At 41.3% G+C, this 14,450-nt stretch carries 10 protein-coding genes; 2 read left to right on the top strand and 8 right to left on the bottom strand.

Annotation, left to right across the window (positions count from 1 at the left end; translation table 11 throughout):
• The first annotated feature begins 234 nt into the window (after nt 1–234).
• Nucleotides 235–1,620, top strand: coding sequence for a phosphodiester glycosidase family protein (locus tag R2Q85_RS01400; RefSeq protein WP_316809944.1), 1,386 nt, complete (start codon nt 235–237; stop codon nt 1,618–1,620).
• A 166-nt stretch (nt 1,621–1,786) separates the two neighbouring features.
• On the opposite strand, the gene R2Q85_RS01395 is transcribed toward R2Q85_RS01400, so the two are convergent.
• The 6 genes from R2Q85_RS01395 to R2Q85_RS01370 form a co-directional block, all read right to left on the bottom strand.
• Nucleotides 1,787–2,134 carry a hypothetical protein gene (locus tag R2Q85_RS01395; protein WP_316809943.1) on the bottom strand — a complete coding sequence of 116 codons (348 nt, stop codon included), beginning with the start codon at nt 2,132–2,134 and terminating at the stop codon, nt 1,787–1,789.
• Between the two features lie 174 nt (nt 2,135–2,308).
• Nucleotides 2,309–3,259: a hypothetical protein gene (locus R2Q85_RS01390; protein ID WP_316809942.1), complete on the bottom strand. Its 951-nt coding sequence runs from the start codon at nt 3,257–3,259 to the stop codon at nt 2,309–2,311.
• Between the two features lie 33 nt (nt 3,260–3,292).
• The gene (locus tag R2Q85_RS01385; protein ID WP_316809941.1) at nt 3,293–5,176 is read right to left on the bottom strand and encodes a RagB/SusD family nutrient uptake outer membrane protein; all 1,884 of its coding nucleotides are present in this window, start codon (nt 5,174–5,176) and stop codon (nt 3,293–3,295) included.
• 10 nt (nt 5,177–5,186) lie between these two features.
• Complete coding sequence (locus R2Q85_RS01380) at nt 5,187–8,333, bottom strand: SusC/RagA family TonB-linked outer membrane protein (protein ID WP_316809940.1); 3,147 nt, start codon at nt 8,331–8,333, stop codon at nt 5,187–5,189.
• A 109-nt stretch (nt 8,334–8,442) separates the two neighbouring features.
• The gene (locus R2Q85_RS01375) at nt 8,443–9,114 is read right to left on the bottom strand and encodes a DUF3826 domain-containing protein (protein ID WP_316809939.1); all 672 of its coding nucleotides are present in this window, start codon (nt 9,112–9,114) and stop codon (nt 8,443–8,445) included.
• 42 nt (nt 9,115–9,156) lie between these two features.
• Nucleotides 9,157–10,770 carry a fucose isomerase gene (locus tag R2Q85_RS01370; protein ID WP_316809938.1) on the bottom strand — a complete coding sequence of 538 codons (1,614 nt, stop codon included), beginning with the start codon at nt 10,768–10,770 and terminating at the stop codon, nt 9,157–9,159.
• Nucleotides 10,771–11,013: 243 nt separating this feature from the next.
• Here R2Q85_RS01370 and R2Q85_RS01365 point away from each other — a divergent pair, with 243 nt between their 5' ends.
• Nucleotides 11,014–11,886 (top strand): AraC family transcriptional regulator, encoded by an 873-nt coding sequence (locus R2Q85_RS01365; RefSeq protein WP_316809937.1) that lies wholly within the window; start codon nt 11,014–11,016, stop codon nt 11,884–11,886.
• A 4-nt stretch (nt 11,887–11,890) separates the two neighbouring features.
• Here R2Q85_RS01365 and R2Q85_RS01360 read toward each other — a convergent pair whose 3' ends face one another.
• Together R2Q85_RS01360 and R2Q85_RS01355 are read right to left on the bottom strand one after the other, a co-directional pair.
• On the bottom strand, nt 11,891–12,826 hold the full coding sequence (locus R2Q85_RS01360; RefSeq protein WP_316809936.1) for a dihydrodipicolinate synthase family protein: 936 nt from the start codon (nt 12,824–12,826) through the stop codon (nt 11,891–11,893).
• A gap of 20 nt (nt 12,827–12,846) precedes the next feature.
• Nucleotides 12,847–14,400, bottom strand: coding sequence for a sodium:solute symporter (locus tag R2Q85_RS01355; protein WP_316809935.1), 1,554 nt, complete (start codon nt 14,398–14,400; stop codon nt 12,847–12,849).
• Between the last annotated feature and the right edge of the window lie 50 nt (nt 14,401–14,450).

Raw genomic sequence — 14,450 nt, 5'->3', positions numbered from 1 at the left:
TTGTACACTCATTTCTGAAAAAACATAGCATTTTTTGGCTTCCAATGCTAAATTTTTAACACAGATTTGGAAAAGAAATAAAATTGCATATATTTACTTATGTAGTACATATGATTTTGTGTCATATCGAACTCAACCCTGTATGAAATCAACTGAATAATAACGCTAATCACCTATCATCAAATGCTAAAACAAATTAACTGTCTGACGGGAATAAAATTGAAACATTTTCGTATGCTGTTGGCTTTCATGGCCATTTCTTTTTTAACGGTCTCTTGTAAACACAATGACGATCCAGCTCCCACTTCACCACCTTCTGTAATATCTTTATCACCTTCGATAACATCGTTGTCTCCAAATGTTGGGGTCGAAGGAACAGAGGTAGTCATTCTCGGAGAAAATTTCGGTGACAATACTAGTGAGATAGAGGTTACTTTTGGTGCTAAGGTTGCCGAAATAACCAAAAAGTCAAGTACCGAACTCAAAGTTAAAGCTCCCTCTGGCCTAAATGATGTCGCTGCAAACGTGATTGTATCGGTTAAGGGTAACCGTTCAAATACAAAAACGTTTACTTATAACAATACTGCAGGCCCGGTGATAGCATCTATAACCAATACCTGTTTTTATGGTTCTACGGTTGTCATTAACGGCGATAACTTTAGCCCGAATATAGGAGACAATTTAGTTAAGTTTGGGACAATAGAGGCAACGGTTACCGCGGCAACGAAGACCTCCTTAACGCTTACTACCCCCGGTTTGGGTGATGCAACTACCGCAGACGTTACGGTTACCAAATTCAATATAGTCTCGAATGCCAAGAGCATTGCTGTCGATGTTGACCAAAACAAGATCGCAACATATAACTGGGCTACGCACACGGTAAAACCAGGGTTAACTTACAAAACAGGTGAGTTCAGCCTGTTTGGTGTAACCCAACGAAGGGTATATGTTTTGGACGTTACGCTTAATACGTCCAATACCTTGGGAATAGGTTTCACTACAACGGATGTCAATACGGTAACCATGTGCAATAACTACAATGCTGTAGCCGGTATAAATGCAGGGTATTTTCCATATAATGGGTCTAGCAACAAAGATCCTTATATCAGGATCAACGCAGCTACGGTTCAGAATGGCCACACGGATGTCAGCCAACTCTATACGAATTCGGCTCTGCTCATACACAACAATGTGGCTACCGTGAAGAAATTTACGGAGAGTGGCAAGAACCTGAATTTAGTAGCGGCGGCCATACCTATTACGCAGGCAGAGAACATCATTGTGTGTGGCCCCATGCTGATCACTTCCGGCACCATAGAAACGCTGGATATGTCGGTCGGACATAATAGTTCGCAGACCGCAAGGACCGGGTTGGGTGTAACAGCAGATGGTAAACGTATTTTCATGGTGGTTGTAGATACGGGGGGAGGTTTTACGGGTGTAACTACGCTACAGTTGGCAAAGATCTTGCAGGCTTTAGGATCCGTTAATGCAATGAATTTTGATGGTGGTGGTTCATCAACGATGTTTGTCAACAATCAGGGTGACAAGGGACGTGTAAACTTTCCTACTGGAGGTACATGGCAGAGACCTGTCAGAAGCGTGATTTACGTCAAGTAGTGAAGTGGGGAGCAATCTCTTTTAATATGACCTCAACATTTGTATCGATGAAGCCAGCATTTATAAATTCTATATAAATATCCCCATTAAATGAGATCAGATTTATTTTCTTAGGTTTTATAAACCTGGTATAAGGAAACCTGTACATATGAAACGACGGAAATCTCTAACATTTTATCTGGTCCAATTGTACAATCACCTGATAATAAATCACTTTAACAACATCAGCATACTGCTTTTGCCGGGTTTGATTATTAAGAAGTTTTGTCTCCTGGTTTTCGTCCATCGCTGAAAGTATATTAGATGTCTTCGAATGTACCAAGATAGCTAAATTACGCTTCTCGAGCCAATTTCCTATGGTACTTGGAGGTAAACCATATTTGCGGCCAACAGCCCGCTTACTAAGAATACCTGAATTAACTTCGCATACGATTTTCTCTTTAACATCATCACCTAATCGCCCACAGGGTTTCCTGGTTGCAATTTTTGTCTTGTCTTTACTTTTTGTTACCATTTTTCTGTTTTTAATGACAAGCTATAGCAGGACGAGACAGTTTGGCTTTCCATTTAACCTAATTACCCTGTTTAACCGAACTTTAATTTATAATGATCGGTGGCTAAATTGAAAATAATGGAGATAAAAAAAGGCTGCCCCTTTCGGTAGCAGCCTTTAAACCAAACATAATAATTACTTTTGGGTTTTTATACTGATATCTATATAAGGTTTTCCATCCAGATCTTTGGTTATACTGTTAATATGTAAAACCCCATATTTACCTTCTGGAGTCAGGAAATAAACAATTGATCCTGCTACAAAATTAGTTGTAGTCTGGGTAAGGTTAATTGTTCTTTTCTTAGCTTCCTCCTCAATAATTGAAGAAGAGCCTATAGTATTACGATATACATTTGTACCACCGGTTACTGGCGCACTAAATTTAGTAGGCCTCTTTACCCATGTGCTAACATCGTAAACGGTTAGCGGGTTAGGGTTTGCATCCAGCGCATAGATATTATAGGTATAGGTAATCGCACCAGTTGTGGGATTAACATTCATTCTTCTATAAAGTCCAAAATCGATATCTGCAGCATTGGCCTGCCCGTTGGAATAACTAAAAGACTCACTTCTTTTTATAGAATAAAAAGATGGGGCCACCCGGGTAGTAGTATCTGGGAAATACACCCTTCGGTTTACCGTATGGATGTAACTTGGTGAAACTTCTACAGTAATGGTCTTACCTCCATCTCCCATAAAATAACCCAGTTTATTTAAGGGATAAACACGAAAGCTGGTCTTTCCATCTCTTTGCATTTTTAACGAAAACTGACCAGTAATCTGCCTTCTTTGACCCTCGTTTGTTATTGCAGTGCTTGTACGCGTCTGTGTACTGCTGCTGCCTACCGATCTTTCGAATGTAATAGAATACATATCTTCATTTGCTGAAGTAATGGTATAATCGATGTTGATCATATCACCATCATTTACCAACTTATAATCTGTAACACTTAACGGCGATAGTGCATTATAGGTTACAGAAACGTCTGTGAACATATTGAATATATTTTCAGAATCTTTTTTACAGGATGTAAGGCCTATTGCGACCGTGAAAAGACAACCTATTAAGATATTTTTAGATTTCATATCATTTTGTTTTTTGAACAATAACTATTTGTATTAATTAGCAAGTGGATCAAATGTACCACCGGCCCAACCGATTGTAGCTTGTATGTTCGCACCTGTGTTCACGAAGTCGGTGTTAAAAGTATAGAAGTAATGAAACTCAGGTATATTGTAAGGCAGGTAGCCCTGAACGCCAACAATGTTCTTTCTAAAATATTGACTGTAAACAGCTTTGTTCTCCAAATTTAGCGTTTCTCTAAACCTATCGCCGGTAGTTGGATTAACAACCACTTCTAAAGCGTTTCTAACGTTAGTACCGCCTATCACTTCTATTTCGATACTTGTCATGTTACCAGTAAGCAAGTGCATCCTGCGTGTTCTGCGTAAATCAGAGTTGCGTTTATTTTCGAATGCAAATTCTACCATTCTCTCGTTCAGGATTAAATCACGCATTCTTGCAGCAGTGGTTACAGATCCTAAACCAAAATCATTAGCCGGTGTAGCACCAACCTTGATCCCTGCTCTTTCTCTGATCTTGCGCACCATATCCTTCGCAAGTGACAGGTTTCCGGTTTCATTTGCGCAATCCGCATAATTAAGGATCACTTCAGCAAATCTCATTTCGATCCAGTCCATTCCATTGCCACCAATATTATTGGTGTAGGCTGATGCAGCAGCCGTCAGTGCGGGTGTAGTAAAACGCTTACAATATACCGGCATTAAGTTGGCTTCGCTTATAGCTCCTGTATATGTCCATTGCTTTCTTGTCGCCTTACCGCTCAATGCCCATATTCCTCCATTATAAGCAATTGTTGCGTTAAATCTTGGATCCCGGTTTTGCCAGAACATCACGTCATCATAGGTGTACTGTCCTGGTGAACCGATTGGATTACCATCAAGCATCGGGTAAGCATCCAGCAACCTGGTGGTAGCGCGATATCCCTGGTTTGGAGAGCCTCCTTCAGAGGATGGTCTTGATCTTCTTTCTCCGTCATGTCCTCTCCGCTCCAATGTACTGGAATAAGTTCTTACGATGATCGTTTCTGTATTTGCAGTACCTTCAGTTTGAAATATTGAAGCATAATTAGGCAAAAGGACACGGCCCGAGGATACAGCTAAATCATAAGCGGTTTTATTGGCTTCAAGAGCTGTAGCCCAGCGACTGGCATCATTGCCAGGGTTAAACTGCGGGCTTGCCCAGTATAGTAATACTTTTGCCTTCAAACAGGTAGCAGCCAGTTTATCCAGTTTACCTCTGCCGCTGGCATCATCCCAAACTATACCGTTCAAATTGGTAATAGCCGAATCCAGGTCGTTGGTAATGGTCTGAAAACACTCACGCGCACTTGCCCGGCCACTTACTGTTAGATTATCCGGACTTTGGGGTGTCAATACCAAAGGTACACCACCATACACTTTTACCAATTCAAAATACACCATGGCTCTCAGGGCATAATACTGCCCAAGAAAGGAGCGTTTAAGCGCCGGAGCCATAGTACCACCAGGTATATTTGCGATGGCATCATTACATCTTGCAATGTCCATATACTTGTTGCCTCCGGCGTTGCCGGTATATACATTACCCGCAAACCTGATGTCATTATTTCCCAATTCCCCTTGTAAACCCAATGCAGCTCTTGCCCACTGGTCTGCCGCAGGAAAAAAGTTTTCATCACTTGCAAAATGTACGCCATAACGGCCGTTCATATTGTTGGTATTATGGTCCTGAAATAGGAACTGCGGCATAACCACATCATAAGCCCGGTTAAGGTGCATTTGTACAGAACCTTCTGTGTTCCATATGGCTGCATCTATCCCATTTCTATCTCTCAATTCAAAAAAGTCGTCATCATTAACTTTACAGGAAGAAAGTAAAGCTACTGCCGTTGCGAAAACCATCAGGTATTTTTTAGCAACTGTTTTATATCGTTTTGTCATTACTTAAATATTATAAGTTTACACTTAGACCTAAGGAAATTGTTCTCAATATTGGATAATCATATGCACTTGAGGTATATGGATCTTTATATTTCAAAGGATTTACCAGTGTCCATAAATTATTACCTGTTGCCAGTATCCGTGCGCCACCCAAACCTAATCTGTTTGCTATTTTAACCGGAAGTTTATAGCTTAAAGTCATGTTATTTACCCGGATAGTGGTTCCATCAACCGCCCAAAAATCAGAATTTTTGGTAAGTGAAGGATCATCGAATCTTGGATACTTACCTGTCATTGGGCTTTCAGGTGTCCAGTGGTCTTGCCAGATATTCAGTATGTTTCTGGTATTTGACGGAGCTATGCGGGCACGGCTATCGTAAAATACTTTCCCACCAAAGCGGGCAAGGATATTGGTGCTCAAACTGAAGTCCTTATAAGATAAGTTCAGATTAATACCTGAGGCAAAAAACGAGGTGGTATTGTCAAACATCGGCGCCATATCCAGATCATTAACTACGCCATCTCCGTTGGCATCTTCGTAGTACAGCCATCCTGGTTGTGGTACGTTACCATATAAAGTATAGTTAGGATTTTTTAGCAGGAAGGCGTCAATTTCTCCCTGGGTTCTGAACATACCTATTGTTTTAAGCCCGATGTTACTGCTGTTGTATTTTCTTGGATCAGTTCCGAATGAAAGGGCAAGCCATTCATTTGGTCTGTTTTCCTGCAGGTTACCTGGTGCGTAGATCATTCTGTCAACTACAGAGTTTCCGTAACTAAAGTTAACACTGGTACTTAACCTTAAATCTTTGGCTAATGTTGCCCTGTAACCAATACTAAATTCAGAACCCCAGTTGTAAGCCTCACGATAATTTATTACAGGTGCGGTGAAACCTGCATATAATGGATACCTGTTATTATTTCCTCTGTCAAAACCATCAAATGTCCGGTTACGGAAAAACTCTACCCCAACATCCAGTTTACTGTCAAAAAGTGAAGCTTCTACACCGACATTTATGGTTTCCTTTTTTTCCCAGGTGATGTCTGGATTTGGATATACCGATGGGTTCAGACCATTTCCATTATAACTCCCAAAGAGGTATCCGTTTGATACATCTATGGTGTATCTTTCCTGCCATAATCTTTCCGTAACTCTGTCATCTCCAACAATACCATAATTAAATTTCAACTTCAAAAAGTTAACAAAGGATACATTATTTTTGAAAAAGTTTTCTTTACTCACTATCCAACCCAAACCAATACTGGGTGCTAATCCCCATCTGTTACCTGAAGCAAAGTTTGATGAGGCATCTAAACGAGCAACTCCTTCGATGAGATATTTCTTATCAAAATCATAACTGAAACGTCCAAAAAATGAGCGTTTTGTAGACTGAAAGATATTTCTGCTCTGACGTGTTAAAGTATTAGGATCAAAAGCCCAGTAATCATCTGCTTCCGGTATGAGCTGATTTCTCCAGTATACACTTAGATCTTCAGATGAACCCTCTGTTTGTTCACCACCCGCAATCATATCGAAACTGTGTAAACCAATTGTTTTAGCATATTGCAGGGTAAAAAAGCCTTGATAACTGCTTTCCTTGCTCAAACCTGGCATCACTTTGGAGTTTGCAACAGTAACCGCCTCAAAAAAAGGTGTTACCGGATCTGGTTGATCACTATAAATTGCTGAATTGTTTCCTATCCTTAGGAAGTTATACAATTTATAAGGCGGATCATATTGTGTGCTTGCTGAATTTCCACCGCCTTGTGATACCTGCAGCTTTGCAGTTAAACCCTTTAAAAATTTAGGCTGATAAGTTAAACTGGCATTAACACGATAAGACTGACTTTTTCTATCGTCATAATATCCAGATTGCAACACACCTAATGGATTACGTGGTGAGCCATTATTAAAATTCACAGGCAGGCCATTAAAACTAATGGGTACCCATCTTGGTACGGATATGATAGATTCAAAAAAGCCGGCATCGTTTTCACTAACAGTATTTTGACTTCTCCTAAGGTTATGATCAACGTTAAAGGCGATATCTGCTTTCAGTCCTTCAACAATGGTGGCCGTCAAACCGCTTCTGAAACCATACTTATCAACTTTTAGTCCGGCATAGTTACCGTTTTCATTCTGATAACTGCCTCCTGCAAAAAAGGTAATCTTATCGCTTCCGCCTGAGATACTTAAATTATGCCTTTGAGTTGTAGCAGATTTCCATAATTCATCGTACCAGCTTTTGTAATTGGTCCCCGCTATATAGTCCAGGTCTGCCTGAGAAAAGAAGGCTGATTCTGAGGCATTATAAAGTCTGTAAGTGTCGTTCAATAATGTTGCATGTTCCAAACCACTTAACATCTCGGGAGTCCTGGATGCATCAGATACACCTACATAACCATTATAGCTGATGCTGGGCTTACCAATTTTACCTCTTTTAGTTGTAACCAATACAACGCCTTTAGCACCTGCAGCACCATAAATGGCAGCTGAAGCATCTTTCAGGAAGGTGATATTTTCTACCATGGAAGGATCCACAGCATCGAAGGCGTCACGCCCTACTGTAATTCCATCTATAATATACAAGGGTTCAGCTGTAGCTCCCTGCACAGTTTCGGACGCTGTTGAATTTCTGATATTCAAAGTTATTGAAGACCCTGGGCGACCAGAAACCTGGCTCACTCCCACTCCGGCAATACGGTTTCTTAAGGCACCCGCGATATTTGGCGCCGGAATATCCATCACTTCCGCTCCGGTAATTGTTGCTACAGAACCCAATATATCGGATTTCTTCTTGGTACCATAACCTACAGAAATAATTTCAACTTCCTGCAGCGATTTATTATCGGCAGCCAGTGCAACATCCAGGCTGGTTTTACCAGCCAGGTTAATCGTTTGCCTGGTATATCCGATGTAAGAAAACACCAATGCATCCGTTGCAGGGTTAGCCTGAATGGTATAAATACCATTTGCATTTGTGGAAACATTACTGGGTAGGCCTTTAATGCTGACATTAACACCAGGCATAGGCCCGCCATCGATACCGTCAGTAACTTTACCTGTGATTTTCTGTACCTGTGCATACGAAGACGCACAAATAAGCAGGGACAACAGTACTATCCCTTTTAATGTTCGTAAAAGTTTAATATTCATACTTGGTTTATTTTGTTGATACTTGGTTCCTTTATTAAATCAATGTAGATTGATTGTTAATGCGCTATAATAAGTATTAGCAGCTAACTGGTTTGGTTTAAAGTAAATGTCAGTTCAAATAGGCCGCCTTTCTTCTTTTCTCCCACTCTTGTCCTTCCTTTTTTAAATCATATCCTGCAGCAGACAGGTAATTGTTAATTCTTCCTTTATATTTGCCAAACCAGGCATGTTTCTTCTCTGCCGATTCTGCATCCATGGCATGTTCCCTGGCTTCGGTTAACCAGGCAAAAATTTGTTTCTTCTGTTCTTCAGTAAGCGTCAGGATCTGTTCCTGATAGGCTTTGTAAGTGATCGGCAATACATTATAGGTCATTCCGTTTTTTACCTGGTCTATTTGCGCTTCGCTTAACTCGGAAGAAAGTTTAGCTAGATATTTTTTATGCAGTTTGGCAAGTTTGGCATCTACTTTAACGCCCTCAGCTTTAACAGCGGCTTCTATTGCCACTTTATCACCTTCATTAGCTGATTTTAATGCTTTAACCTTCTGATCGCGTTCAGCGTAAATATCGTTCAGGTTATTGTACTGATCACGAATGATGTTACTGACTTTCTGTTGTTTTGCCTGATCCTTGATATCGAGTACTGCTGCAATTTTATCGGCACGCTGGCTGATTACTTTCAGATAAGCCTCTTTTTCATTTGCAGGAATGGCATTATTCTGGGCAAACACGCCTGCAACGCCCGATAGCAATATAGCCAGTAATAGGTAAACACGTTTCATAATCTATTAATTTGGTTAGTATTCTTTTTTAAAATCTGGGGTCTAAAGGTTCACATCTCCACAGAAATGCACTTTTAGGCCAAGCTCATCCATCGCTGCCGCTTTTATGCGACAAGCACTGTGCGCTGCTGCCTCATCATTTGTATATACAACATGTATATGGTTCGCTTTGTGTCGGCTCATTAACTGGTCTCTGCTTACACCCTTTAATACTGCATTCATTATAGGCCATTCGGGTGTGGTGTTGTTCCAGCGCCTGTAAGTTTCTTCTTCAGGTAAAGCAACAACCTCGCCTACTCCTAAATCACAATGCAGTTCATTATTTGTGACGTATACCCTGCTCCAGACAATTGCGCCAGGTTTGCTGATCCCTTTAAGGGTGCCCCCACCCAAACGGAAATACATAGCAGGTTGCCTGTCGCTGCTGGCGCCCGCATAGCCGCCGGTAAAATGAGCGGCCGGTGCTGCGCCCGAAATCAGAAATAACCATACAAAATCGTCAATTCCAGCTCCTTTGTAATGTTCACCCCAACGGATGTCGTGCAAAGTATTTTCGCCCTCCATCCCCAGCTCTTTCCATAACTTATAGGTAAGGAGCGCATCAATTCCGGCACATTCATCTACTTCATTAAAATGGGGCAATGCTTTGCCCGCGTAAAGTTCTTTACCGTTTTCTGCAAATACAGGGGGCCTGTCTTCATTATTCAATAAACCCTCTACCAGGTCGCTGGCTACAGTAAGGTCTTTTAGCCCCTGCTGGTATTGGATGCCAATCGTATCACAGCCAAACTCCTCAGCAATACGAACCGCGGCAATGTACATTTTACATTGGTCCAGCGTCTGTTCCCTGGTTAGCTCAGTTTCAGGGTTTGTACCCCAGTTAAACTGCATGCCTTTGTTCAGCAGCCAGTTCAAAACAGCTTCTGCTTCTGTATCTTTTACCCGGGTCATGGCCGCATAAAGCGCCGACTGGCTCAGTCTTTCTTTAAAGAAACCTGTGGGGTGCAGCAACTCATCAGGAACAATGGCATTGTACATGCCCATGCAGCCTTCATCAAAAACACCCATGATCACTTTTCTTTCTTTCAGTTTTCTGGCAAAGTTCCTGCCTTGTTCTTCTTCATTAAAAGGAAGCTTGTGCAGCGCCAGGCTTTTCACATGGCTAAGATTATGGTGTATTTTTCCCGTTGCCAGCCATTCGTTTAACCCGGCAATAAAAAAATCATCTGTAAACTGTTCAGACCATAAGGTGCTGTAATTTATACCTGCTTTTGTTAAACAGCCATTTAAATTGAGCATACCTACCAGGCCGGGCCATTGTCCGCTCCAGTTGGCCACAGTTAATATCGGTCCTTTATGTGTAGTTAAACCTGCAAATACATGATGTGAATATTGCCAGACACTTTCAGCAACAATTAAAGGCTGTTCGGGATTGATATTCCGGAATACGTCCATCCCCATTCTCTGGGAATCAATGAAGCCGTGTTTTTTATTGGCATCATAAGGATGGGCGCGTCTTACCGTCCAGCCTAGTTTACCAATTGCCCTACTCAGCTCACGCTCCATTTGCGACTGCGCTTCCCAGCAATTTTGATTTGCTGACAGTCTCAGATCACCACTTGAAACCAGAATAATTTCTTTGTTTACCCCTTGCATTTTAATTTATTACTGAACAAAATATTTACTAAAAAATAATTTGTCGGTTTATAATTTGGTTATTGCCAATACGGCCTTATACAAAACTCTGCAATACTGCGTTTCAATTACTGATGCTTATTAGCAAATTAATGTAGGATATTATCATTAAATAACTTATATTTGATCAATAACCCTTATTATTTGCAAAAACAACATTTTGAATAATTAAATATAAATATAATATTCAAATATAAAAATAAAATGAAGCCTCATTTTCATAAAATTCCGAGCACGCCCCAAAGATCGTTTAGTATCCGGCACGACATCAGGCCAAATTTTGGGAACATCTGGCACTACCATCCGGAACTTGAACTTCACTACGTTATAAAAGGTGAGGGTGTCCGGTTCATAGGCGACAACATCAGCAACTTCAGCCCTGGTGAAATGATCCTGCTTGGCGAGAACCTGCCACATACCTGGCGCAGCAAGGATGAGTACTTGCAAAATAATCCTGACTTGCAAATAGAGGCTATGGTTATCCAGTTCCTGCCTGATTGTTTAGGCAAGTACCTGTTAAACCTGCCAGAGGCTTACCTGATACCTAAGTTGTTTGAAAAAGCAAAAAGCGGAATGATCATCAACGGAAAAACAAAGGACAAACTGGCCGCACTGATGAGCTCTTCTATTGAGGCCACCAACCTGGACCGGATCATTATCCTGCTGTCCATTTTAAAGACATTGGCCGAAACGGATGAATATGCTACCATAGTAACCGGCAAAAATACCTTTTATCAGAGTAATGAATCGGAAACCCAGCGCATCAATAAGATCTGTAACTATACCATGACCAATTATAAGAACGATATCACTCTGGAAGAGATTGCCTCTTTAAGCAATTTAAGCATTACTTCTTTTTGCAGGTATTTTAAACTGATGACCAAGAAAACCTATTATGATTTTCTGATAGAGATCCGCGTAAGTCATGCCTGTCGCTTTTTAATAGAGAATAAACTGCCTACAGAAATGATCTGCTTTGATTGTGGTTTTAACAATGTTTCCAATTTCTACAGGCATTTTAAAAAAGTAACAGGCATGACCCCTTTGGATTATAAACGTAAATATCTGAACGAATAGGGTCTTAAATCATCACCTGTATATCCAGCTCATTTTTCAGGCTGCTGTAATTGTCAAACAGGCCTTCTATTTCCTTAACTACAGCGCCGCTGAAGTTACCTACATCCCTGCGGGTGAAGGTGGATATCTTTAATCCTCTTTTCTGCAGAAAATATTTGGAAACAACCGGGTAAACGTTGTGCATCACATCCATATTATCAATCATGAACTGCTGCACACGCTGCACCTCATTTTCCGATTGTGGATCATTATAATGCTTACACAGCCATACAATCAGTTCCGGGAAATAATTACCCTGGATACAGGATAAGCCTGCTGAACCTGCTTTTAGAGAATCTACAGCATGTACCATATAGGCATCGTACAAGCCAAATTTGGGATAAGCTTGTGTTACTGCCAGTTTTTCTTTGATCTGTTCCAGGTCCAGGCAGGTATCCTTATGATAGATCACCCTACCGGTCTCTACAAACCTTTGTAACTGTGCAGCGTTCAGTGTTCTTTTATAAGGCACCGGGCATTCATAAAAGCCCAGAGGGATAGCCACCGTTTGACTGATCAGGTCAAAAACCCTTTCATCAAATACAGCATCCGTTTCGTATTCGGCCGCAAGCAGGCTTGCAATAATGATCACGGCTTCCGTACCCAGGTCGTTTACCCGTTTTACAAAATCGGCCTGTTTACTGATTTCGCCTCCAAATGTACCTGTCGCTACTACAGGTACTGCGCCGTCGGCCACTTTAATGACATGGCTGATCACTTTTATTCTTTCTTCATCGCTCAGTTCAAACATTTCGCTCGATAAGCAATTGGCAAATAAGCCTGAGGCTCCGGCCTTTAGGTATACTTCTGTAAGTTGGGTAAGTGCACCGTAATCTATGTCGCCGTTGTCAAAAAAAGGCGTAAGCATGACCGGGATGAACCCTTTTTGTGAGTTTTCCATTGTATATTATGTAATGATTTTTATATTTTCTTTTTCAATTTTGTGAGCCAGACACCCACCAGGAAAATACTTAGGGTGCCAACTACGATGATCATATTTTTATGGAGCGGATTTCTAAGAAACTCATACTGCGCAGGCAGATGTGAAGAGAAGGTCATCCAGATGATGACTACAATACCAATCATGGTTGCAATGAATGCCTCATGGTTTTTTGTTTGCCGGCTTGCAATCCCCAGTAAAAACAAACCGAGCATGCCTGCTGCAAAAATGCCGGAAAGCTCCCACCACACATCAAGGATACTCTTTACACCAATCATGGCAATCCCGGCCCCCATTCCCAGCAAACCAAAGCCAACAGTAGCGAGGTGCAAAAGCGACAGGTTTTGTTTTTCGGTGATATCAGGTTTAAAATATCTTTTATAGATGTCTACTGTAAACACGGTAGCTGATGAATTCATACCAGAACTGATGGTACTCATTGCGGCAGACAGGATTGCCGACACAATGAGACCAACCAAACCAGCGGGTATTTTTGTAACCATAAAATGTGGCATAATTTTATCGCCGTAATCAGCAGGCTGTAAAGTTTTTTCCAGATTGGAGATTTCTGCAGCTGAAGCACTTAAAGGCAGGCGTTCTACAGCTACCTGGTGTTTTATAGATGCAATCAGATCCGGGTTTACGTCGTAATAGGCATATAAAGCAGAACCAATAACAAAGAACATCAGCGATGCCGGCACATACAACCATACACATAGCCAAATTGATTTGGAGGCAGCTTTTGAGGAAGAAGCGGTATGGTAACGCTGTATGTAATTCTGGTCCATACCAAAGTTGTTCAGATTGATGAAGAAACCATAGAGCAATACCACCCAAAAGGAGGAACTGATAAAATCAGGAGAAAAACTCCCCAGGCTAAACTTATCTGCGGCTTTACCGATCTCGATCACTTTAGCTACCCCACCTGGCATATTGGTGATGATGAGGTACAGGATCAGCAAGGCACCGAACGTTTTCACTACGGCCTGCACTACCTCTGTCCAGATTACGGCCTCAATACCGCCAAGTACGGTGTAAATGATGATACAAACACCCATCACCACCATAATCATCTGCATGGAATAACCGGTTAGGGCCTGTAAGCTCAGGGCAATCCCGAAAAAGATAGAGCCCATACGTGCCAGCTGGGTAAGCAGAAAGCAGATCACGGCATAAGTACGTGCCCAGGCACCAAATCGATGTTCAAGATGCGTATAGGCCGAAATTTCTCCGGTATTGCGGTAAAAAGGCACAAAATATTTGGAGGCCACCCAGGCTGCCAGCGGCATAGAAAGGCTGAATACGAATGCATTCCAATTTCCGCCAAATGCTTTTCCAGGTACACCTAAAAAGGTATTGCTGCTCAGAAAGGTAGCATAGATGGATAAACCTATGGCCCATCCAGGTATTAAACCCGAAGCCTTGGTAAACTGGTCTGAATTTTTATTGTTGCGGGAAAAATAAATCCCTACCAATATCATCCCGATAAGGTAAATGACAATTATAGCAAGATCGAAAATAGGGAGACCCTTCATTTTGGCGATTAAAGATTTATAAATTGGTTAAAGCAAATATCAACTTGCTG

It is taken from the genome of Pedobacter heparinus (genome assembly GCF_032678725.1).
GTDB lineage: Bacteria > Bacteroidota > Bacteroidia > Sphingobacteriales > Sphingobacteriaceae > Pedobacter > Pedobacter heparinus_A.
This window is presented reverse-complemented; position numbering and strand designations above follow the sequence as displayed.

What these genes read in the sequence shown, in the direction of transcription:
- R2Q85_RS01370 (WP_316809938.1), bottom strand. Translation starts at nt 10,770, where the DNA reads ATGCAAGGGGTAAACAAAGAAATTATTCTGGTTTCAAGTGGTGATCTG.
- R2Q85_RS01360 (WP_316809936.1), bottom strand. Translation starts at nt 12,826, where the DNA reads ATGGAAAACTCACAAAAAGGGTTCATCCCGGTCATGCTTACGCCTTTT.
- R2Q85_RS01375 (WP_316809939.1), bottom strand. Translation starts at nt 9,114, where the DNA reads ATGAAACGTGTTTACCTATTACTGGCTATATTGCTATCGGGCGTTGCA.
- R2Q85_RS01395 (WP_316809943.1), bottom strand. Translation starts at nt 2,134, where the DNA reads ATGGTAACAAAAAGTAAAGACAAGACAAAAATTGCAACCAGGAAACCC.
- R2Q85_RS01385 (WP_316809941.1), bottom strand. Translation starts at nt 5,176, where the DNA reads ATGACAAAACGATATAAAACAGTTGCTAAAAAATACCTGATGGTTTTC.
- R2Q85_RS01355 (WP_316809935.1), bottom strand. Translation starts at nt 14,400, where the DNA reads ATGAAGGGTCTCCCTATTTTCGATCTTGCTATAATTGTCATTTACCTT.
- R2Q85_RS01365 (WP_316809937.1), top strand. Translation starts at nt 11,014, where the DNA reads ATGAAGCCTCATTTTCATAAAATTCCGAGCACGCCCCAAAGATCGTTT.
- R2Q85_RS01380 (WP_316809940.1), bottom strand. Translation starts at nt 8,333, where the DNA reads ATGAATATTAAACTTTTACGAACATTAAAAGGGATAGTACTGTTGTCC.
- R2Q85_RS01390 (WP_316809942.1), bottom strand. Translation starts at nt 3,259, where the DNA reads ATGAAATCTAAAAATATCTTAATAGGTTGTCTTTTCACGGTCGCAATA.
- R2Q85_RS01400 (WP_316809944.1), top strand. Translation starts at nt 235, where the DNA reads ATGCTGTTGGCTTTCATGGCCATTTCTTTTTTAACGGTCTCTTGTAAA.